At 61.7% G+C, this 20,762-nt stretch carries 25 protein-coding genes; 20 read left to right on the top strand and 5 right to left on the bottom strand.

What is annotated here, in order from left to right; all coding sequences use genetic code 11:
- Nucleotides 1-45: 45 nt before the first annotated feature.
- The 7 genes from JKA62_RS21595 to JKA62_RS21565 all read left to right on the top strand — a co-directional run bounded on the left by JKA62_RS21595 (nt 46) and on the right by JKA62_RS21565 (nt 5,576).
- Nucleotides 46-1,182, top strand: coding sequence for a protein-glutamate methylesterase/protein-glutamine glutaminase (locus tag JKA62_RS21595; RefSeq protein ID WP_011333073.1), 1,137 nt, complete (start codon nt 46-48; stop codon nt 1,180-1,182).
- Nucleotides 1,182-1,922 (top strand): flagellar motor protein, encoded by a 741-nt coding sequence (locus JKA62_RS21590; RefSeq protein WP_011333074.1) that lies wholly within the window; start codon nt 1,182-1,184, stop codon nt 1,920-1,922. The genes JKA62_RS21595 and JKA62_RS21590 overlap by 1 nt, the downstream gene beginning before the upstream one ends.
- A 12-nt stretch (nt 1,923-1,934) precedes the next feature.
- The gene (gene motD / locus JKA62_RS21585; protein ID WP_201819360.1) at nt 1,935-2,825 is read left to right on the top strand and encodes a flagellar motor protein MotD; all 891 of its coding nucleotides are present in this window, start codon (nt 1,935-1,937) and stop codon (nt 2,823-2,825) included.
- Between the two features lie 43 nt (nt 2,826-2,868).
- A complete protein-coding gene (locus tag JKA62_RS21580; RefSeq protein ID WP_007959220.1) occupies nt 2,869-3,657 on the top strand; it encodes a ParA family protein in 789 nt (262 codons plus the stop codon).
- Between the two features lie 2 nt (nt 3,658-3,659).
- Nucleotides 3,660-4,613, top strand: a complete 954-nt coding sequence (locus tag JKA62_RS21575) for a CheW domain-containing protein (RefSeq protein ID WP_201819357.1) — start codon at nt 3,660-3,662, stop codon at nt 4,611-4,613.
- Nucleotides 4,614-4,697: 84 nt separating this feature from the next.
- Nucleotides 4,698-5,183, top strand: coding sequence for a chemotaxis protein CheW (locus JKA62_RS21570; protein ID WP_007959223.1), 486 nt, complete (start codon nt 4,698-4,700; stop codon nt 5,181-5,183).
- Nucleotides 5,184-5,576 carry a DUF2802 domain-containing protein gene (locus tag JKA62_RS21565; RefSeq protein WP_201819355.1) on the top strand — a complete coding sequence of 131 codons (393 nt, stop codon included), beginning with the start codon at nt 5,184-5,186 and terminating at the stop codon, nt 5,574-5,576.
- A gap of 137 nt (nt 5,577-5,713) precedes the next feature.
- On the opposite strand, the gene JKA62_RS21560 is transcribed toward JKA62_RS21565, so the two are convergent.
- The 3 genes from JKA62_RS21560 to fliK all read right to left on the bottom strand — a co-directional run bounded on the left by JKA62_RS21560 (nt 5,714) and on the right by fliK (nt 9,158).
- The gene (locus tag JKA62_RS21560; protein ID WP_201819353.1) at nt 5,714-7,117 is read right to left on the bottom strand and encodes an RCC1 domain-containing protein; all 1,404 of its coding nucleotides are present in this window, start codon (nt 7,115-7,117) and stop codon (nt 5,714-5,716) included.
- A gap of 131 nt (nt 7,118-7,248) precedes the next feature.
- Nucleotides 7,249-7,587 (bottom strand): EscU/YscU/HrcU family type III secretion system export apparatus switch protein, encoded by a 339-nt coding sequence (locus JKA62_RS21555; RefSeq protein WP_011333080.1) that lies wholly within the window; start codon nt 7,585-7,587, stop codon nt 7,249-7,251.
- Nucleotides 7,584-9,158 (bottom strand): flagellar hook-length control protein FliK, encoded by a 1,575-nt coding sequence (gene fliK, locus JKA62_RS21550; RefSeq protein ID WP_011333081.1) that lies wholly within the window; start codon nt 9,156-9,158, stop codon nt 7,584-7,586. The genes JKA62_RS21555 and fliK overlap by 4 nt, the downstream gene beginning before the upstream one ends.
- 197 nt (nt 9,159-9,355) lie before the next feature.
- On the opposite strand from fliK, the gene ccmA reads away from it, so the two are divergent.
- The 12 genes from ccmA to JKA62_RS21490 all read left to right on the top strand — a co-directional run bounded on the left by ccmA (nt 9,356) and on the right by JKA62_RS21490 (nt 17,592).
- Nucleotides 9,356-9,991, top strand: a complete 636-nt coding sequence (gene ccmA / locus JKA62_RS21545) for a cytochrome c biogenesis heme-transporting ATPase CcmA (protein WP_011333082.1) — start codon at nt 9,356-9,358, stop codon at nt 9,989-9,991.
- Entirely contained in the window at nt 9,988-10,656 is a 669-nt protein-coding gene (gene ccmB / locus JKA62_RS21540) for a heme exporter protein CcmB (protein ID WP_011333083.1), read from the top strand. The genes ccmA and ccmB overlap by 4 nt, the downstream gene beginning before the upstream one ends.
- A gap of 78 nt (nt 10,657-10,734) precedes the next feature.
- Nucleotides 10,735-11,490, top strand: coding sequence for a heme ABC transporter permease (ccmC, locus tag JKA62_RS21535; protein WP_039769743.1), 756 nt, complete (start codon nt 10,735-10,737; stop codon nt 11,488-11,490).
- Nucleotides 11,487-11,663, top strand: a complete 177-nt coding sequence (gene ccmD, locus JKA62_RS21530; RefSeq protein WP_011333085.1) for a heme exporter protein CcmD — start codon at nt 11,487-11,489, stop codon at nt 11,661-11,663. Before ccmC ends, ccmD begins: the two co-directional genes overlap by 4 nt.
- Nucleotides 11,660-12,115: a cytochrome c maturation protein CcmE gene (ccmE, locus tag JKA62_RS21525; protein WP_201819351.1), complete on the top strand. Its 456-nt coding sequence runs from the start codon at nt 11,660-11,662 to the stop codon at nt 12,113-12,115. Before ccmD ends, ccmE begins: the two co-directional genes overlap by 4 nt.
- A gap of 3 nt (nt 12,116-12,118) precedes the next feature.
- On the top strand, nt 12,119-14,107 hold the full coding sequence (locus JKA62_RS21520; RefSeq protein ID WP_011333087.1) for a heme lyase CcmF/NrfE family subunit: 1,989 nt from the start codon (nt 12,119-12,121) through the stop codon (nt 14,105-14,107).
- On the top strand, nt 14,104-14,640 hold the full coding sequence (locus tag JKA62_RS21515; RefSeq protein WP_011333088.1) for a DsbE family thiol:disulfide interchange protein: 537 nt from the start codon (nt 14,104-14,106) through the stop codon (nt 14,638-14,640). The genes JKA62_RS21520 and JKA62_RS21515 overlap by 4 nt, the downstream gene beginning before the upstream one ends.
- Nucleotides 14,637-15,107: a cytochrome c-type biogenesis protein gene (locus JKA62_RS21510; RefSeq protein WP_011333089.1), complete on the top strand. Its 471-nt coding sequence runs from the start codon at nt 14,637-14,639 to the stop codon at nt 15,105-15,107. Before JKA62_RS21515 ends, JKA62_RS21510 begins: the two co-directional genes overlap by 4 nt.
- Nucleotides 15,104-16,306 (top strand): c-type cytochrome biogenesis protein CcmI, encoded by a 1,203-nt coding sequence (gene ccmI / locus JKA62_RS21505; RefSeq protein ID WP_011333090.1) that lies wholly within the window; start codon nt 15,104-15,106, stop codon nt 16,304-16,306. Before JKA62_RS21510 ends, ccmI begins: the two co-directional genes overlap by 4 nt.
- 25 nt (nt 16,307-16,331) lie before the next feature.
- Nucleotides 16,332-16,739, top strand: a complete 408-nt coding sequence (locus JKA62_RS21500) for a hypothetical protein (RefSeq protein WP_064378639.1) — start codon at nt 16,332-16,334, stop codon at nt 16,737-16,739.
- A 236-nt stretch (nt 16,740-16,975) separates the two neighbouring features.
- Entirely contained in the window at nt 16,976-17,188 is a 213-nt protein-coding gene (locus JKA62_RS21495) for a type II toxin-antitoxin system HicA family toxin (protein ID WP_201819349.1), read from the top strand.
- On the top strand, nt 17,188-17,592 hold the full coding sequence (locus tag JKA62_RS21490) for a type II toxin-antitoxin system HicB family antitoxin (protein WP_201819347.1): 405 nt from the start codon (nt 17,188-17,190) through the stop codon (nt 17,590-17,592). The genes JKA62_RS21495 and JKA62_RS21490 overlap by 1 nt, the downstream gene beginning before the upstream one ends.
- 45 nt (nt 17,593-17,637) lie before the next feature.
- Here the strand turns inward: JKA62_RS21490 and JKA62_RS21485 are convergent, their stop codons facing one another.
- Complete coding sequence (locus tag JKA62_RS21485) at nt 17,638-18,825, bottom strand: MFS transporter (protein WP_011333094.1); 1,188 nt, start codon at nt 18,823-18,825, stop codon at nt 17,638-17,640.
- 240 nt (nt 18,826-19,065) lie between these two features.
- On the opposite strand from JKA62_RS21485, the gene JKA62_RS21480 reads away from it, so the two are divergent.
- The gene (locus JKA62_RS21480; protein WP_085655459.1) at nt 19,066-19,686 is read left to right on the top strand and encodes a DUF5666 domain-containing protein; all 621 of its coding nucleotides are present in this window, start codon (nt 19,066-19,068) and stop codon (nt 19,684-19,686) included.
- Between the two features lie 55 nt (nt 19,687-19,741).
- Here the strand turns inward: JKA62_RS21480 and JKA62_RS21475 are convergent, their stop codons facing one another.
- The gene (locus JKA62_RS21475; RefSeq protein ID WP_011333096.1) at nt 19,742-20,740 is read right to left on the bottom strand and encodes a sulfate ABC transporter substrate-binding protein; all 999 of its coding nucleotides are present in this window, start codon (nt 20,738-20,740) and stop codon (nt 19,742-19,744) included.
- Between the last annotated feature and the right edge of the window lie 22 nt (nt 20,741-20,762).

Below are 20,762 nucleotides of genomic sequence, written 5' to 3'. Positions count from 1 at the left end.
GGGGTGGCGGGGCGACAACGTCCCGCCGCACCTAATGGAGTGTTTATGGCAGTCAAAGTCCTGGTGGTGGACGATTCGGGTTTTTTCCGCCGCCGCGTCTCGGAAATTCTTTCAGCGGATCCGAGCATCCAGGTTGTCGGCACGGCAACCAACGGTAAAGAGGCGATCGATCAGGCCCTGGCCCTCAAGCCGGACGTGATCACCATGGACTACGAGATGCCGATGATGGATGGCATCACGGCCGTGCGGCACATCATGCAGCGCTGCCCGACCCCGGTGTTGATGTTCTCCTCGCTGACGCACGAAGGCGCCCGGGTCACCCTGGATGCGCTGGATGCCGGCGCGGTGGATTTCCTGCCGAAGAATTTCGAAGACATCTCCCGCAATCCGGAGAAGGTCAAGCAACTGCTGTGCGAGAAGGTGCACAGCATCTCGCGCAGCAACCGTCGTTTCAGTGCCTACAGTGCGCCGGCGCCTGCCGCTGCACCTACGCCTGCACCGATTCCGGCAGCAGCGCCGTCGAGCTTTGGCAGCCACAGCGCTCCGGCCCGTCCGGCTCCTGCGCCTGCACCGACTCGCGCGCCAGCGGCCAGCGCTTCGTCGCCAGCGCCGAAACGCAAGAACTACAAGCTCGTGGCGATTGGTACATCGACCGGCGGCCCGGTAGCGCTGCAACGGGTTCTGACTCAATTGCCGGCCAGCTTCCCGGCGCCGATCGTGCTGATCCAGCACATGCCGGCGGCCTTCACCAAGGCCTTCGCCGAACGCCTGGACAAGCTATGCCGCATCAGCGTCAAGGAAGCCGAGGATGGCGACATCCTGCGTCCGGGCCTGGCGCTGCTGGCACCGGGTGGCAAGCAGATGATGATCGACGGCCGAGGCGCAGTGAAAATCTTGCCGGGCGACGAGCGTCTGAACTACAAGCCGTGCGTGGACATCACCTTCGGTTCCGCAGCCAAATCCTACAGCGACAAAGTTCTGGCGGTCGTACTGACCGGCATGGGCGCCGACGGCCGTGAAGGCGCACGCCTGCTCAAGCAGGGCGGCAGCACGGTCTGGGCCCAGGATGAAGCCAGTTGCGTGATCTACGGCATGCCGATGGCCATCGTCAAGGCTGACCTCGCCGATGCGGTGTACAGCCTGGACGATATCGGCAAGCACATCGTCGAGGCGTGCGTCTGATGGATGTTCTAAGCCTTATCGGGATCATCATGGCGTTCGTCGCCATCATTGGCGGCAACTACCTTGAAGGTGGTCACCTCGGCGCGCTGGCCAACGGCCCGGCAGCGCTGATCGTGCTCGGTGGCACCATCGGTGCCGCGCTGCTGCAATCGCCGATGAGCGCGTTCAAGCGCGCCATGCAGATTCTGGCCTGGATCTTTTTTCCGCCGCGGGTGGACCTGGCTGGCGGCATCGACCGCGTGGTCAACTGGAGCCTCACCGCCCGCAAGGAAGGCCTGCTGGGTCTGGAAGGCGTGGCGGATGCCGAGCCCGACGCCTACTCGCGCAAGGGCCTGCAACTGCTGGTCGACGGCGCCGAGCCGGAAGCGATCCGCAGCATCCTCGAAGTGGATTTCTACACTCAGGAAGCCCGCGATGTCGAAGCGGCCAAAGTGTTTGAAAGTATGGGCGGCTACGCGCCGACCATCGGCATCATCGGTGCGGTGATGGGTCTGATCCACGTGATGGGCAACCTGGCCGATCCGTCGCAACTGGGCAACGGTATTGCGGTCGCGTTCGTTGCCACCATCTACGGTGTGGCCAGTGCCAACCTGATCCTGTTGCCGGTGGCTGCCAAGCTCAAGTCAATCGCGTTGCGACAGTCGCGTTATCGCGAAATGTTGTTGGAAGGGATCTTGTCGATCGCTGAAGGTGAAAACCCACGCTCCATCGAGTTGAAGCTCCAGGGCTTCATGGATTAAGGGACTGACCTCATGGCACGTCGTCGCCAGCATGAAGAGCACGTAAACCATGAACGTTGGCTGGTTTCCTACGCCGACTTCATCACCTTGCTCTTTGCCTTTTTCGTGGTGATGTACTCCATCTCGTCGATCAACGAAGGCAAGTACAAGATCATCTCCGAAGCGCTGATCGGGGTCTTCACCGACTCCGACCGCTCGCTCAAGCCGATCCCGATCGGTGAAGAACGACCGAAGACCGTGACCCCGGCCAAGCCGCTGGTCAAGGACGCCGAACAGGTCGACGCCGGCATCGCCGGGGCCAGCGATCCGCTGAAAAGCATCGCCGATGACATCAGCGCCGCGTTCGGTGATCTGATCTCCTCGAACCAGATGACCGTGCGCGGAAACGAGCTGTGGGTCGAGATCGAACTCAACTCCAGCCTGTTGTTCGGCAGCGGTGATGCGATGCCGAGCGACATCGCGTTCAACATCATCGACAAGGTCGCGGCGATCCTCAAACCGTTCGACAACCCGATCCACGTCGAAGGTTTCACCGACGATCAACCGATCCGCACCGCGCAGTACCCGACCAACTGGGAACTGTCCTCGGCGCGTTCGGCGAGCATCGTGCGCATGCTGGCCATGCAGGGTGTGAACCCTGGCCGCATGGCCTCGGTGGGCTACGGCGAATTCCAGCCGGTGGCCAACAACGCCACCGCTGAAGGCCGGGCGAAGAACCGTCGTGTGGTGCTGGTGGTGTCGCGCAATCTCGATGTGCGCCGCAGCCTGACCGGCACCGGAACCGCCCATGCGCAACCGGATGCCGCGTTGAAGCGTGCTGGCACACAAACTGCACCGACCCCGGTCAAGACGCCGGGACGCGAGAGTGCCGTCAATTCTCCGTCGCCCGCATTAATACGCTGAACCATGTCTCGGCCGAGTATCCCGGCCGGGAGGAACGATCTGAATGAGAGTCTGGGCAGTCGCCAATCAAAAGGGTGGTGTTGGTAAAACCACTTCTTCCATCGCTTTAGCCGGTTTGCTGGCAGAGGCGGGCAAGCGCGTGGTCGTGGTCGATCTCGACCCGCACGGCTCGATGACCAGCTATTTCGGTTACGACCCCGACAGCCTGGAACACAGTAACTACGACCTGTTTCTGCACAAGGGCAGCGTGCCGCAAGGCCTGCCGGGCCAGTTGCTGCTGTCGACCAGTGATGAACGCATTTCCCTGTTGCCGTCGAGCACTGCGCTGGCCACCCTCGAGCGCCAGTCGCCGGGGCAGAGTGGCCTGGGCCTGGTGATCGCCAAGAGTCTGGCGCAGCTGTGGCAGGACTTCGATTACGCGATCATCGACAGCCCGCCGTTGCTCGGCGTGCTGATGGTCAACGCCCTGGCCGCCAGTCAACAACTGGTGATCCCGGTGCAGACCGAACACCTGGCCGTCAAGGGCCTGGAGCGCATGGTCAACACCCTGGCGATGATCAACCGCTCGCGCAAACAGGCGCTGCCGTTCAGCATCGTGCCGACCCTGTTCGACCGCCGTACCCAGGCGTCGATGGGCACCTTGCGCGTGCTGCGCGACAAATTCCCCGACGAGATCTGGCAGGGTTACATCCCGGTCGATACCCGTCTGCGCGACGCCAGTCGTGCCGGTGTCACCCCTTCGCAGTTCGACGGCAAGAGCCGTGGCGTGCTGGCCTACCGCGCGCTGCTCAAGCATCTGCTGGCGCAGCAACTTGTTCCGCAGGTGGCTTGAGCATGAATCGGCCGATCAAGCTGACGTCGAAGCCGCAACTGGCGCTGCAGTCCTATCTGGACGGCTTGCTGCAGGAAGTGACGGACGAGGTCGAGCAGGAAATCGTGGCGCCGGTCGAGGTGGTCGAGACCGCTGCGGCGCTCGATGAATTCCAGGCCGCCGTGCTTGAAGAGCAGGCCCGGGATGCGCAAAAAGCCGCCCGGCCGGTCGCCCCGGTTGCAGCGCCTGCCGCTGTGGTAGCCAAAGCGCCTGCGACCCTGATCAAAGAGCCTGAGCCGGTGCGTGTGGTATCGACACTGGCACCGCTGCTGCAAACACAACTTCTGCAAACGCCTCCGGTTCCGGCGGCGCCAGAACCCGAGCCTGTAGCGCCTGCGCCAGCCCCGGTCGAACCGACCCTGGTTGCGCCGCTGGTCGAAGTGCATCTGCCGCCCAGCAACACGCCGCCACCGGTAGAGACTGATGGCCGTCCGGCCTGGGCTTCGGAAGCCTTCGAATGCCTGCTGTTCGACGTCGCCGGGTTGACCCTGGCCGTGCCGCTGGTGTGCCTGGGCTCGATCTATTCGCTGGCCGGCCATGAGCTGACGCCGCTGTTCGGTCAGCCGGAATGGTTCCTCGGAATCCTGCCAAGTCAGGCCGGGAATCTGAAGGTGCTGGACACCGCACGCTGGGTCATGCCGGATCGCTACCGCGATGATTTCCGTCAGGGCCTGCAGTACGTGATTTCGGTGCAGGGTTACGAGTGGGGCCTGGCGGTGCATCAGGTCAGTCGCTCGTTGCGCCTGGATCCGAATGAAATCAAATGGAGAAGTCACCGGGGTCAGCGGCCATGGCTCGCCGGCACGGTGATTGAACACATGTGCGCCTTGCTCGATGTTTCCGCTCTGGCCGAGTTGATCGCCAGCGGTGGGGCAAAGCACATGTCCGGCAGTAAGCCGAACCACAAACCGACATAACACTTACATAACAGACATGTACCGGCATTCACCGCCGGCACACGAGACACACACCGCCATTGCGGTATTTCGAGGGGCTAGGGTATGAACGACAAGGCTACGGCGGCAAAGGGTTCCGAAGATCCGATCCTGCAATGGGTGACCTTCAAGCTGGACAACGAAACCTACGGCATCAACGTGATGCGCGTTCAGGAAGTCCTGCGCTACACCGAGATCGCTCCGGTTCCGGGTGCGCCAAGCTACGTGCTGGGCATCATCAACCTGCGCGGCAACGTGGTGACCGTGATCGATACCCGTCAGCGCTTCGGCCTGATGAGCGGTGAGATCAGCGACAACACCCGTATCGTCATCATCGAAGCCGACAAGCAAGTCGTGGGCATCATGGTCGACAGCGTGGCCGAAGTGGTTTACCTGCGTCAGTCGGAAATCGAGACCGCACCGAACGTCGGTAACGAAGAGTCGGCCAAGTTCATCCAGGGCGTGTGCAACAAGAACAACGAGTTGCTGATCCTGGTCGAGCTGGACAAGATGATGAGCGAAGAAGAATGGTCGGAACTGGAGAACATCTGATTGATTCTCGAGGTAGCGGTCATTGTCCTGTTCCTGTTCTGGGCGGGCACGCTGGCAATGTTTCTGGCGTACATCAAGGCGCAGCGCGTAATCGCTGCGCAACAGGCCCAGGGCGATGCGCTGCGTGATCAGCGCATCAAGGACCTGGCCAAGCGTGTCGACGATTACCAGAACGGCAACGTGCGCATGGGCGAAGCCCTGCACGAGCTGCGCTCGGTGGTCGGTCCGATCCCGGACAAACTCGCCCAGCTCGAACAGCGCGATCCTTCCAGCCTGTCGTTCGCCCAAGCGGCGAAACTGGTCGGGATGGGCGCGAGTGTCGATGAGCTGACCCAGTCCTGCGGGTTGACCCAGGCTGAGGCGGAGTTGATGCGCAAGCTGCATAAAAGCTGAAGCAAAGACCAGATCAAAAGATCGCAGCCTTCGGCAGCGCCTACAGAGGTGTTCGATCCCTGTAGGCGCTGACGAACGCTGCGATTTTTTTTCGTCATCTCGTTATCGCCATGATTGAGTGCCAGGCCCCTTCCTGGTCAAGGCGCAACCTTCCTTGAGTAAGCGATCCGTCGGTAGAGTGCTTTTTGTTCGCCGGTGCCACCTTTGTGTGCGTCACCCCAAGCCACTACTCTTGCATCCTCCCTCAGTGCGACGAATGTTCGAGTCCCTCCATAGACAGCCCGTACGTTTTGAAGCAGAGGAGCAACGTTGCTGCTGTCACCGCCTGCCTCAGGGTCTCCCCAGGCGACGGCTTCCCCGTTGCTGCGTAAGGCGACGGCTGCCTCATGATTGGTACTTATCCCCACCACATCTGTCAGCGCTTTGATCGTATCCGGCACGTTGGCAGCCGCGCCGGCTCCCCATGCATCCACCTGACCATTGGCGCGCAGTACCACAAAACCATCCGATGTCGGACTAAAATGCACGATGTCTCTGTATTCAGTAATGGGGGCGGGAGGCGTATCCCAGGTGAAGTCTCCCCAGCCATCAACTTGGCCACTCGCCTGACGTACTGCGAATGCACCCGCATTACCCTGTATATCGACAATGTCCCTCAACCCGGCAATACGTTCAGGCATGGGGGCAATACGGCCCCAGACGGCAACACTTCCGTCATCGCGGCGCAGGGCGTAAGCGAAGCCGCTGCTTGCCAATTGAACGACACCGCTCATCTTGCCGATGTCATCAGGCAAAGCACCGCCATAATCCGGGTGGCCCCAAGTCACCACGTGACCATTCTTGCGTATGGCTGCAAATGCAAACTCTGATCCCTGGACATGCACAATGTCGGAGAGTCGGGCAATCCTGTCTGGAAGATCCCCTCCCGTTTCCTTTAATCCCCATGTCACGAGATTTCCCGTGGACAGGAGTGCCGCAAATGCATAGGCCCCTCCGTACAGAGCGACAATGTCGGTTCGCTTTGCAATCTCCTCGGGGACGCAGGAGCTGGGATTTCCAGCGCTGCCCCAGGCCAGGACGTTCCCTTTTGCGCGCCTGACCGCAAAAGCGGCCATGGAAGATGCCACTTCGCGAATATCCCTGAGGCAGGCCAGTCGGGGAGGCAAATTACCGCCATTTTCCCCCCAGCCCCATGCGTGCAGTTTTTGATCATTACGAAGAGCGCACAGGGCAGGGAAGTTGCCAATGATGTTCGAACGGGAGAGGACCAGCCTCTGCTTCCCCGAGGTGACAAGCAGGGGTGTCGAGGGGTTGGTATCAAAGAAATCGATTCCCGTTACAGATTGATCGTGATCTTCGTATTGCCAGACAGCCTCAATTGGCTCAAGGGTCCGGGCGTTCAGAGACACAAGTCTGTAGCTGTTGGAGCGAAAGGTGCCGACCACTCGATGACAGGCGCGTGCGCCCAGAACGAGCAGCTCGTCTTCTGCGACGGGGTTTTGTGGCCCTGTACCATCAACCTTTGCTGATTTTCTGATCATCTCGGGATGCGCCTCCTCAGCCGCTTCTGAGTGACAGGAGATCAGGCATCTAAGCGCTCCAGAGTGCGGGATGTCTACTGTCAGATTTGACAGTGGAGACATAAGGTTGGGGTGTGAGGGCGCGCGATGGCTCAGCGTGCGAGGTAATCATCTCCGCGATCGGTTACATCCTTTTCCGACTCTGCTGCAGGCTGGTCCTGACCTGCTGGAAATTTTCCTTTGAGATTCCAGGCAAACGCGATGATCTCGGCGATCGTGCGGTACAGCTCTTCGGGGATGCTGTCGCCCAGTTCCATCCGCGCCAGCAACTTCACCAGCTCGGCGTTTTCGTAGATCGGCACTTCACAGTCGCGGGCAATCCGCAGGATTTCTTCGGCCAGTTCTTCGTCGCCCTTGGCGGTGAGGGTCGGGGCGTGGTTGCCGTCGTATTTGAGGGCGATGGCCTGGCGTGGAGCGGTGGTGTCATTCATGCGGTTTCATCGACCCAGCGGTGTTCGAGGCGGGTTTGGATGCCTTGCGGCGGGGTGCCGAGGTGGCAGTCGAGGTCGCCGACGTTCAGCCCGGAATCCAGCAGACGCTGGCGCAGTGCGCTCAGGTTGTTTTCGATCAGGCTCGCGGTGTACGGCCGCTCGGCCCACAACTGGCTGGACAGGCTGCCGCTGATCAATTGCGCCTGAATCTGCATCGGCCCCAGCGGTTCCATGTCGAACGCCAGATCGACGCGCCACAGTTGCTGCTTCGGTTCGCGCTCATCGCGGCGCTGTTCGTTCGCTTCCTGTTTCTCCGGCGCTTCTTCGCGCTGGAACTTGACCTGCAACGGCACGATGTCCTGCAGGTTGCGCATCGGGATTTCCAGTTGCCAGGTGCTGAGCAGACGGCCGTCGTCGGTCACGCCGGTCTGTTCCAGACTCGACAGCTGATGACTTTGCAGGCGCGACACGGCAGCCGCAGCGAGGCGCAGCAAATGCTCCAGATCGCCTTCGCCTTCCAGGCTTTGCAGCAGTCGGTCGGGCAGCGGGAAACTGCTCGGCACCGGTTTCGCGCTGACCTGACCGAGCATGCCGAGGGCGTTGCGCACGAAGCTTGGTAGCGCCTGGGCCAGCGTGTTGGCGGCGATGATCGCGTTCAGGTTTGTGTTGCCGGGCAGGCCGGGGGTGAGCTGGGCGATCAGCTTGAGCAGATCGGCTTTCAGGTCCGGGGCCAGCGTCGGGTTCTGCCCGGTCAACAGCTTGGCCTCGAGGAACACGCCGCTGTTGGCCAGCGCCTGGGCCAGACCTTTCGGTGTGCTCAGTTGCTGCACGTCCGGAAGATTGGCGAGCAGTTTGTCCACGGCGGCGCGCAAATCCTGGGAGGTCTGATCGGTGGCGGGGGGCAGGCTCTGGAGCATTTTCAGCAAGCCGTCGAGCGAGCCCTGACGGCTTTGTTGACTGACCAATTGCTGGCTGACCGCCAGTTGTTCCTGGCGATTGCTCAGCGGCAGGAACTTCAGGGTCTGCGAGTCCTGCACCAGCGCCGACAGCAGGGTGCCGATGCGCAGCGGTTGCGGGCTGTCGATGCTCAGGGTGGTGCCGCTCAACGCGGTGTTGAGCAGGCTGACCATCGAGCGGTACACCGTCGGTTGTCCCGGTACCTGCGGCAAGACCTGAGCCGTCAGTACCTTGCCTTGCAGCAGCGTGCCTACCGGCAGTTGCGCGGTGTCGATGCGGGTGAGGGTGGCGACGCTGCTGGCGATGGCCTGTTGCACGGTGATCGCCAGATTGCCCGCCGACGGCTGGGTGATCGCCAGGCTGGTGCCCTGAGGCAGCGGCAGATTGCTGGTCGCCTGCACGGTGGTTTGACGACCGCTGTCCAGTGTCACCTTGAGCAGCAACTCAAAGGTCTGATCCGCCTGCTTGAGTGACAACACCTCGGCCTTGGCGCTCTGGCCAGCGGCAATCAGCCCGTCGACCGGCGTCAGCAACTTCAGCAGCTCACCCGCCTGCGGGCGAACGGTCGCCGGGGTGGTGGGCGGGAGCGGGAGGATGTTCATTTCGCCTGTCATACGCGGACACAACCTGAGGAAAATGCACTCGGGAGAGCGGGGGGCGCCATGTATAATGCCGCCCGTCCTTCCATTCGTTCAAAAAACATAGCAATTGTTTGACGCAGCTCTCTGGATTGAGCCGTCATTGCATTTATGCTGCAACTCTTTAACGGCCGCGCCAGAGCCGACTTGAACCGTATAAGGCCCGTGAACCCTTGACCAGTCCTGTCCTGCAAACCGTTGCCCTCGCGTGTGAGCGTGATCTCAGACTGCTCTTCGACAATCTCGAATTGAGACTGGCCAGTGGCGATATGGTGCAGATCAGCGGCCCCAACGGCAGCGGCAAGACCAGTTTGCTGCGTTTGCTGGCCGGTCTGATGCAGCCGACCGACGGTCAGGTGCTGCTCAACGGCAAGCCGCTAGGCGAGCAACGCAGCGAGCTGGCGCGCAATCTGTTGTGGATCGGCCATGCTGCCGGGATCAAGGACTTGCTCACCCCGGAAGAAAACCTCACCTGGCTCTGCGCCCTGCATCAACCCGCCGAACGCGACGCGATCTGGCAGGCCCTGGCGGCGGTTGGATTGCGCGGTTTCGAGGATGTTCCCTGCCACAGTCTGTCCGCCGGCCAGCAGCGCCGAGTGGCGCTGGCGCGGTTGTATCTCGATAGCCCGCCGTTGTGGATTCTCGACGAACCGTTCACCGCGCTGGACAAGCAGGGCGTGGCACAGCTTGAAGAACACCTGGCCGGGCACTGCGAACGGGGCGGCCTGGTGGTGCTCACCACCCACCACACGCTGAGCCGTATGCCGGCCGGTTATCGCGACATCGATCTGGGGAATTGGGCGGTATGAGTGTGTTCGGCCTGCTGGTTGCCCGTGAATCCCGACTGCTGTTCCGCCGCCCGGCGGAGCTGGCCAATCCGCTGATTTTCTTCGCTATCGTCATCGCGCTGTTCCCGCTGGCCGTCGGACCGGAAACTCAAGTATTGCAAAACTTGTCTCCGGGGTTAGTCTGGGTGGCGGCACTTTTGTCGGTCCTGCTCTCGCTGGACGGGCTTTTCCGCAGTGATTTCGAAGATGGCTCCCTTGAACAGTGGGTCCTTTCGCCGCACCCCCTGCCACTTCTGGTATTGGCCAAGGTGCTGGCACACTGGCTTTTTTCCGGGCTGGCACTGGTTTTGCTCTCGCCGTTACTGGCGTTGATGCTCGGGTTGCCGGCTGCGTGTCTGCCGGTATTGCTGCTTTCGTTGTTGCTGGGAACACCGGTGCTGAGCTTGCTCGGTGCGGTGGGCGCGGCGCTGACGGTCGGTCTGAAGCGCGGTGGCCTGTTGCTGGCGCTGCTGATTCTGCCGTTGTACATCCCGGTGTTGATCCTGGGCAGTGGCGCCTTGCAGGCGGCGTTGCAGGGCATGCCGGCGCTTGGTTATCTGTTGTGGCTTGGCAGCCTGACCGCCCTGGCAATAACCCTGACACCTTTTGCAATAGCGGCTGGCCTGAAGATCAGCGTCGGCGAATAATGAGGTCTGGTTAAAATTTAACCAGCAAAGACCCTGAGACTGCTCACACCGATGAGCGGCACCCGTGATGGAAACAGTATGAACTGGACCTGGTTTCACAAGCTCGGCTCGCCCAAGTGGTTCTACGGCATCAGCAGCAAGTTCCTGCCGTGGTTGAGCCTCGCCGCGTTGTTGCTGATCTGCGTTGGCGTCATCTGGGGCCTGGCCTTCGCGCCGCCGGACTATCAGCAAGGCAACAGCTTTCGCATCATCTATATCCACGTACCCGCCGCGATGCTCGCTCAGTCGATCTACGTGATGCTGGCGGTGTGCGGGGTGGTCGGGCTGGTGTGGAAGATGAAACTGGCCGACGTCGCCCTGCAATGCGCCGCACCGATCGGCGCGTGGATGACCGCCGTGGCGCTGGTCACCGGGGCGATCTGGGGCAAGCCGACCTGGGGTTCGTGGTGGGTCTGGGACGCGCGCCTGACCTCGATGCTGATTCTGCTGTTTCTGTATTTCGGCGTGATCGCCCTGGGCAACGCCATCAGCAATCGCGACAGCGCCGCCAAGGCCTGCGCGGTGCTGGCCATCGTCGGTGTGATCAACATTCCGATCATCAAATACTCGGTGGAGTGGTGGAACACCCTGCATCAGGGCGCGACCTTCACCCTCACCGAAAAACCGGCGATGCCCGTCGAGATGTGGCTGCCGCTGCTGCTGACGGTGCTGGGTTTCTACTGTTTCTTCGGCGCCGTGCTGTTGCTGCGCATGCGCCTTGAAGTGCTCAAGCGCGAAGCCCGCGCCAGTTGGGTGAAAGAAGAAGTGCAGAACAGCCTGGAGGCCGCTCGATGAGTTTCGCGTCATTCGGCGACTTCCTCGCCATGGGCCATCACGGCCTGTACGTCTGGTCGGCCTACGGCATCTGTCTGGCGGTACTGATCCTCAACGTGGCGGCGCCGATCGCGGCCCGCAAGCGTTATCTGCAACAAGAGGCGCGTCGTCTGCGCCGGGAGAACGGCAAGTGAATCCGCTGCGTAAAAAGCGTCTGATCACCATCCTGGCAATTCTGGTCGGGGTCGGCGCTGCCGTCGGCCTGGCCCTGAGCGCCCTGCAGCAGAACATCAACCTGTTTTACACGCCGACCCAGATCGCCAACGGCGAAGCGCCGCAGGACACCCGCATCCGCGCCGGCGGCATGGTCGAGAAGGGCTCGCTGCAACGCTCCACGGACTCGCTGGACGTCAAATTCGTGGTCACTGACTTCAATAAGTCCGTGACCATCACCTACCGTGGAATCCTGCCGGATCTGTTCCGTGAAGGGCAGGGCATCGTCGCACTGGGCAAGCTCAATGCTGACGGCGTGGTGGTGGCCGATGAAGTGCTGGCCAAGCACGACGAGAAATACATGCCGCCTGAAGTGACCAAAGCCCTGAAGGACAGCGGTCAATCCGCGCCAACCCCTGCGAAGGAGGGTTGATCGATGACATCCAGCATTTTCATTCCTGAGTTGGGCCATCTGGCCATGATCCTCGCGCTGTGTTTTGCGCTGGTGCAGGCCGTGGTGCCGTTGCTCGGTGCCTGGCGCGGCGATCGTCTGTGGATGGGCCTCGCTCAACCGGCGGCGTGGGGCCAGTTCGCGTTCCTGCTGTTCGCCTTCGGTTGTCTGACCTACGCCTTCATGACCGACGATTTCTCCGTGGCTTACGTCGCGATGAACTCCAACAGCGCGCTGCCGTGGTACTACAAGTTCAGCGCGGTGTGGGGCGCCCACGAAGGGTCGCTGCTGCTGTGGGCGCTGATCCTCGGCGGCTGGACCTTCGCGGTGTCGGTGTTCTCGCGGCAGTTGCCGCAAGTCATGCTCGCTCGCGTGCTGGCGGTGATGGGCATGATCAGCACCGGTTTTCTGCTGTTCCTGATCCTCACCTCGAACCCGTTTTCGCGGATCCTGCCGCAGATCCCGGCCGACGGTCGTGACCTCAATCCGCTGCTGCAGGACATCGGCCTGATCGTCCATCCGCCGATGCTCTACATGGGTTACGTCGGTTTCTCGGTGGCGTTTGCTTTCGCCATCGCCGCATTGCTGGGCGGTCGTCTCGATGCGGCGTGGGCGCGTTGGTCGCGTCCGTGGACCATCGTCGCCTGGGCTTTCCTCGGCATCGGCATCACCCTCGGTTCGTGGTGGGCTTACTACGAACTCGGCTGGGGCGGCTGGTGGTTCTGGGACCCGGTGGAAAACGCCTCGTTCATGCCATGGCTGGTGGGCACGGCGCTGATTCACTCGCTGGCGGTCACCGAAAAACGTGGCGTGTTCAAGAGCTGGACGGTGTTGCTGGCGATTGCCGCGTTCTCCCTGAGCCTGCTCGGCACTTTCCTGGTGCGTTCCGGCGTGCTGACCTCGGTGCACGCGTTTGCCTCCGATCCCGAGCGCGGCGTGTTCATCCTGATCTTCCTGCTTTTTGTGGTCGGTGGTTCGCTGACCCTGTTTGCATTGCGAGCGCCGGTGGTCAAGAGCCAGGTCGGCTTCAACCTGTGGTCGCGGGAAACCCTGCTGCTGGGTAACAACCTGGTGCTGGTAGTGGCGGCGTCGATGATCCTGCTTGGCACGCTGTACCCGCTGATTCTTGATGCGATCAGCGGCGCCAAGCTGTCGGTCGGCCCGCCGTACTTCAACGCGCTGTTCATTCCGTTGATGGCGCTGTTGATGCTGGTGATGGCTGTCGGTGTGATCGTGCGCTGGAAGGACACCCCGGTGAAATGGCTGGTCAGCATGCTGACTCCGGTGCTGCTCGGCAGCGTGGCGCTGGCGGTGGTGGCCGGTGTCGCTTACGGCGATTTCAACTGGGCGGTGATCGCGACGTTCCTGCTTGCGGCCTGGGTGTTGCTGGCCGGTGTGCGCGATATCTTCGACAAGACCCGCCACAAAGGTCTGATCAAAGGCCTGCCGACCCTGACCCGCAGCTACTGGGGCATGCAGATCGCGCATCTGGGCATCGCCGTCTGTGCGCTGGGCGTGGTGTTGTCGAGCCAGAACAGTGCCGAACGTGACCTGCGCCTGGCGCCGGGCGAGTCGATGGATCTGGCCGGTTATCAGTTCGTGTTTGAAGGCGCCAAGCACTTCGAAGGCCCGAACTTCACTTCCGACAAGGGCACCGTCCGGGTGATCCGCAACGGTCAGGAAGTCAGCGTGCTGCACCCGGAAAAACGCCTGTACACCGTGCAGAACTCGGTGATGACCGAAGCCGGGATCGACGCCGGTTTCACCCGTGACCTCTACGTCGCTTTGGGTGAACCGCTGGGCGATGGCGCCTGGGCAGTGCGGGTCCACGTCAAACCGTTCGTGCGCTGGATCTGGTTCGGCGGTCTGCTGACCGGTTTCGGTGGTTTGCTGGCGGCGCTGGATCGGCGTTATCGAGTGAAGGTCAAAGCCAAAGTGCGTGAAGCGCTGGGCATGGAAGGAGCCGCTGCATGAGACGTTGGTTGATGCTGGTGCCATTGGCGATTTTCCTGCTGGTGGCCGTATTCCTTTATCGCGGTCTGTACCTGGATCCGGCGGAGCTGCCGTCGGCGATGATCGGCAAACCATTCCCGGAGTTTTCCCTGCCGGCGGTGCAGGGCGACAAGACTCTGACCAAGGCTGACATCCTCGGCAAACCGGCACTGGTCAACGTCTGGGGCACCTGGTGCATTTCCTGCCGGGTCGAGCACCCGGTGCTGAACAAACTCGCCGAGCGCGGCGTAGTGATCTACGGGATCAACTACAAGGACACCAACGCCGATGCGCTGAAGTGGCTGGCCGAATTCCACAACCCTTATCAACTGGACATCCGTGACGATGAGGGCTCGCTGGGCTTGAATCTGGGTGTCTACGGCGCACCGGAAACCTTCTTCATCGACGCCAAGGGCATCATCCGCGATAAGTACGTCGGCGTGATCGACGAGCAGGTCTGGCGGGAAAAACTGGCGGCCAAGTATCAGGCACTGGTTGACGAGGCCAAGCCATGAAGCGCTTTTTAGCGGCCATGGTGCTGGGCTTGAGCCTGGCCGGTGTGGCCCACGCCGCCATCGACACCTACGAGTTCGCCAAAGAAGGCGATCGCGAGCGTTTCCGCGAGCTGACCAAGGAACTGCGCTGCCCCAAGTGCCAGAACCAGGACATCGCCGATTCCAACGCACCGATTGCCGCCGACCTGCGCAAAGAGATTTTCCGCATGCTCGGCGAGGGCAAGGACAATCAGCAGATCATCGACTTCATGGTCGATCGCTACGGTGATTTCGTCCGCTACAAACCGGCGCTCAATGCCAAGACCGCTTTGCTCTGGTTCGGCCCGGCCGGTCTGCTGCTGGGTGGGTTCGTGGTGATTGCCGTGATCGTCCGCCGCCGTCGCGGGCAACGCGCCGAGACGCCGCAATCGCTGTCCCCTGAAGAGCGTCAGCGCCTCGACCAACTGTTGGATAAAAACCAAGAATGATTGATTTCTGGCTTGCCGCAGGGCTGTTGCTTCTGGTCGCCCTGAGTTTTCTGCTGATCCCTGTCCTGCGCGAACGTCGCGCCCAGCGTGAAGAGGATCGAACCGCTCTCAACGTCGCCCTGTATCAGGAACGCGTCGCCGAACTGCAATCGCAGCAGGCCGAAGGCGTTCTCGACGCCGCACAAATGGACAGCGGCCGCGCCGAAGCCGCCCGTGAATTGCTGGCCGACACCGAAGGCGTGGCGCCGGCGCGGGTTTCGCGTTTGGGCAAGCCTTTGCCATTGCTGGCAGCGGTGCTGGTGCCGGTGTTGGGCCTCGGTCTGTACTTGCACTTTGGCGCGAGCGACAAGGTCGAACTGACCCGCGAGTTCGCCCAGGCGCCACAGTCGATGGAAGAGATGACCCAACGTCTGGAGCGCGCAGTCGCAGCACAACCGGATTCGGCTGAAGGCGTGTACTTCCTCGGTCGCACTTACATGGCTCAGGATCGCCCGGCGGACGCGGCGAAGATGTTCGAACGCGCGGTCAATCTCGCCGGTCGTCAGCCGGAACTGCTCGGCCAGTGGGCGCAGGCCCAATATTTCGCCGACAACAAGAAATGGTCGGACAAGGTTCAGGCCTTGACCGATGAAGCGCTGAAAGCCGATCCGAAAGAAGTCACCAGTCTCGGCCTGCTGGGCATCGCCGCGTTCGAAGGCGAGCGTTATCAGGAAGCCATCGACTACTGGAACCGTCTGCTGGCGCAACTGCCGCCGCAGGACAAATCCCGCGAGGCCCTGCAGGGCGGCATCACCCGCGCCACCGAGAAACTGCAGGCCAGCGGCGGCAAGGTCGCCCAGGCACCGGCGGCGAAAGCGGCGGCGTTGTTGAAAGTGCGTGTGGATCTGGCCAGCGAGCTCAAAGCCAAGGTGCAACCGGGCGACAGCGTGTTCATTTTTGCCCGGGCCACCTCGGGCCCGCCGGCGCCGTTGGCGGCCAAGCGTCTGACCGTCGCCGACCTGCCGGTGACCGTCGAACTGGGCGATGCCGACGCAATGATGCCGCAATTGAAACTGTCGAACTTCCCCGAAGTCCAACTGGTTGCGCGCATCTCCCGTGCCGGTCAGCCGACCGCCGGTGAGTGGGTCGGTCGCAGCGGGCCTCTGCCCAGCAGCACCACCGCGCCGCAGACACTGACCATCGACAGCCCGGACAAATAGCCGGACACAACAGGAAAGCACCGCCATGAACGCCATCGCCCGAATCACAGTCCTCACACTGGCCCTGGGCTTGAGCGCATGTGCGGTGCAACGACCGGAGCCGACCACACGGCTGCCGCCGATCCCGCCGTCACAACCCGGCCCGACCCCGTCAACCACCCCGACGCCGAGCAAACCGGGCATCCCGGCCAAACCCGCCAAACCCGTCCCGCGCACCTCCGCCAGCTTCGCCCCGCCCCCGGGCGGCAACAGCCACTGGGACCAGAAACTGGGCGTGTACGTACTCGACGACCAGACCAACACCTTCTACCGCCAGCGCACCTACTACCGCTGGAACAACGGCTGGAGCCGCTCGATCAGCCCCAACGGCCCGTGGGAAGAAACCAACATTCACGGCGTACCGGCGGGACTGGGCAAGCAGTTCGGGGAGTAATGAAAAACGGCGATCTCAGGATCGCCGTTTTGCTGTCTGGGGTGATGAGCAATGCCTCACTCGTATCCTGTCCTCAACGCCTGAGCTTGCTCTGCGAGAAGCGCCATTGCCTGCTCGCTGGGGCAGTGCATCAATCACATGCTGCAAAACAACCGAACGTCGTGCTGCGAATTTCTGTGCTTGAGTAAAGATAACTCTAGGGTTACTTTTGTTAAGCCGAAGCAAGGAGGCGGTTGGTGCAGAGCAGGCTATTGATCAAGGAGCTGGAGGAGGCAGGCTGGACGCTGGACCGGATAACCGGCAGCCACCACATCTTCACGCACCGTTACAACCCACACACGATTCCCGTCCCGCATCCGAAAAAGGATTTGCCGGTCGGGACGGTCAAGAGCATCAGGAGGCGTGCCGGGTTGTACAACCCGCCAGCCAGTTACAGAGGAGATCCGTAATGCAATACCCAATCTGCATCGAGTGGGGTGACGAGAACACCGCCATCGGTATTCAGATCCCCGATATTCCCGGCGCGGTAACGGCCGGGGATACGTTTGAGGATGCCTACAACGCAGCCGTCGAGATTGCCCACATCATGCTGCAGGAAATCGCGGCGGGTGGTGATTCGATTCCGATGCCGACCTCGGCGGCGACCCATCGCAACAATCCGGAATTTGCCGATATGGGCTGGGGCATGCTGGAGCTGGACATCTCGCCGTACATGGGCAAGACCGAAAAGGTCAACGTGACGTTGCCGGGCTATGTCATCCAGCGCATTGACCGCTATGTGCGTGAGCACAATGTCAAGAGCCGCTCTTCCTTTCTGGCGGATGCCGCCATGGAAAAACTGGTCCGGCATTGAGCATCAGGGACTGTCGGATCAGCGATCCGGCAGTGCTTTCAGATTCTAGGCCGTTGCCAGAACAGGCTTCTGCGAAGCACTCAAAAACCGCACCAGCGCCAGCAGCGGGAACGCGCTGCCGACAATCACGATCCACAACCAGCCACCATGCTCGTATACCGCACTGGCCACCGACGAGCCGAAGGCGCCGCCGACGAAGATGCTGGTCATGTACAGCGCGTTGAGGCGGCCGCGGCTTTTGGCGTCGAGGGAGTAGACCGCGCGCTGGCCGAGCACCATGTTCATCTGTACGCAGAAGTCGAGCACCACACCGGTCACGGCCAGGCCGATCACGCTGTAGGCCGGGTGGATGAAGGCGGGCAGGAAGCTCAGGCTGGCGAACAGCATGGCCAGCAACGAAGCGATGCGGGTGTGGCCGGCGTCGGCCAGACGTCCGCTGATCGGAGCGGCGATGGCACCGATGGCGCCGACCAGGGCGAAGATCGCGATTTCACTCTGGGACAGGCCATGGTTGCGCGCCAGTTCCAGCGGCACGGCGGTCCAGAACAGGCTGAACGTGGCGAACATGCAGGCTTGGTAGAACGCCCGCTGACGCAGCACCGGTTGTTTGCGCAGCAGCGTCCACAACGATCCGAGTAATTGGCCGTAGGAGGCGCTGTGATCCGGCTGGCGCTTGGGCACAGTCAGCGCCAAAACCACGCTGATCGCTGCCATCAAGCCTGCCGCGATCATGAACATCGCCCGCCAGCCGAGGTGGTCGGCGACCACGCTCGACACTGGCCGCGCCAGCAGAATCCCCAGCAGCAGACCGCCCATGATCCCGCCGACCACCCGGCCACGGGATTCTTCCGGCGCCAGATGCGCCGCCAATGGAATCAGCACCTGCACCGACACCGAGCTGAAGCCCACCAGCAACGAAATCAGCAGGAACACATTCGGTTGATCGGTAAACGCCGCACCCAGCAGGCTGGCAATTGCCACCACGGTGGTGATGATCATCAGACGGCGGTTTTCCAGCAGATCCGCCAGCGGCACCAGAAAGAACAGGCCCAGCGCATAGCCGATCTGGGTCAGCGACACGATGAAACTGGCCATGGTGTCGCTCAGGCCGATGTCCGGCGCGATCAAGCCGATGATCGGCTGGGCGTAGTAGATGTTGGCAACGATGGCGCCGCAGCAGAAAGCGAACAGCAGAACCATGCCTCGGGTCATTGCGTGAGTTGTGGCGGTCATAGGGTTTCTCGATCCAGCGAAAAGGAATGCGGTGAGGCTAAGGTACGGGCCGAGCCGTCAGTAGAGGCTTCTGATCGATATCAGTTATTCCGTTGCGGAATGGGTGGCGCCGAACACCCATTGTTCATCGGCGAACCTTGCGTCCGACCGTTGAGCGTCGATGATACATTCACTTACATCTTGTTCGATAGCGTGCTTATGTTGTGACCGGGTTTCAGCATTCATCAACGGAGGATTGCGATGTTTCGTCAGTTGCTTCGCCACACCACAACGATTGCCCTGATCAGTCTGCTCGGCGCCACGGCCGTGCAGGCCGCCGAAGCGCCCGGCATGCGCATGGGCGTGCGCGGCGAAATCACCGGGGTCGGTCCAGACTCGCTCAAGATTCACGTCAACACGGGTGAAAACGTGGTGGTCCAGTTGACCCCGGACACCAAGGTTCGCGCGGTCACCCTGGCCAATATCGAAGACATCAAGCCCGGCAGCTACATCGGCTCGGCCGCCATTCCCCAGGAAGATGGCACGCTCAAGGCGCTGGAGGTTCATGTGTTTCCGCCGGAGCTGGCCGGCAGCGGCGACGGTCATCGGCCGTTCGACCTGGCCAAGGGCAGCAGCATGACCAACGGCAGCGTCGGCGATCTGGTGGTCAGCAACGGCCGGGTCCTGACCGTCAACTACAAGGGCGGTCAGCAGAAGATCCTGGTGCCGGAGGACGTGCCGATCGTCAACCTGACGCCGGGCGATCGCAGCCTGCTCAAGGTCGGGGTGAAGATCGTCACTTTCGTGACCCAGAGCGCGGACGGCACGCTGACCGCGCAATCGATCTCGGCGGGAAAGGATGGCGTGAAGCCACCCATGTAGCCGGCCACAAAAAAGGCGACCTCTTCAGGTCGCCTTCTTCATATCAGCTCACGCCTTACTGGCCGTTGTAGATCTGGTCGAAGATCCCGCCATCGTTGAAGTGGGTCTTCTGCACAGTACGCCAGTCGCCGAAGGTCTTCTCGACCGACAGGAAGTCGACTTTCGGGAAACGGTCGGTGTACTTGGCCAGCACCGCCGGGTCACGTGGACGCAGGTAGTTGGCGGCCGCGATTTCCTGGCCTTCCGGTGACCACAGGAATTTCAGGTATTCCTCGGCAGCGGCGCGGGAGCCTTTCTTCTCGACCACTTTGTCGACCACCGACACCGGCGGCTCGGCTTCAGCGGAGACGCTCGGGTAGATGACTTCGAACTGGTCGCGGCCGAACTCGCGGGCAATCATTTCGGCTTCGTTTTCGAAGGTCACCAGCACGTCGCCGATCTGGTTGGTCATGAACGTGGTAGTCGCGGCGCGGCCCCCGGTATCCAGCACCGGCGCCTGCTTGAACAGCTTGCCGACGAAGTCCTTGGCCTTGTTCTCGTCACCGCCGTTTTTCAGCACATAGCCCCACGCCGACAGGTAGGTGTAGCGGCCGTTGCCCGAGGTTTTCGGGTTCGGCACGATAACCTGCACGCCGTCCTTGAGCAGGTCCGGCCAGTCTTTCAGGGCTTTCGGGTTGCCTTTGCGCACGATGAATACGGTGGCCGAGGTGAACGGCGCGCTGTTGTTCGGCAGACGGGTGACCCAGTCCTTCGGCACCAGTTGGCCGTTGTCGGCCAGGGCATTGATGTCGGTGGCCATGTTCATGGTGATGACGTCAGCCGGCAGGCCGTCGATCACCGAACGGGCTTGCTTGCTCGAACCGCCGAAAGACATCTGCACCGTGATGTTTTCGTTGTGTTCGGCCTGCCAGTGTTTCTGGAACGCAGTGTTGTAGTCCTTGTAGAAATCGCGCATCACGTCGTAGGACACGTTGAGCAGGGTCGGTGCGGCCTGAGCCACGCTGCCGAAGGCAAGACCTGCGGCGAGAAGTGAGGCGCCAAAGAGTTTTTTCACTGCGCATTCCTTGTTCTGTAGG

Origin of the sequence: Pseudomonas sp. B7 (genome assembly GCF_016735645.1) — a bacterium.
In the GTDB taxonomy this organism is placed as follows: Bacteria; Pseudomonadota; Gammaproteobacteria; order Pseudomonadales; family Pseudomonadaceae; genus Aquipseudomonas; species Aquipseudomonas glycinae.
Note: the sequence above shows the minus strand (reverse complement) of the source record. Positions and strands in the feature narration are given on the sequence as shown.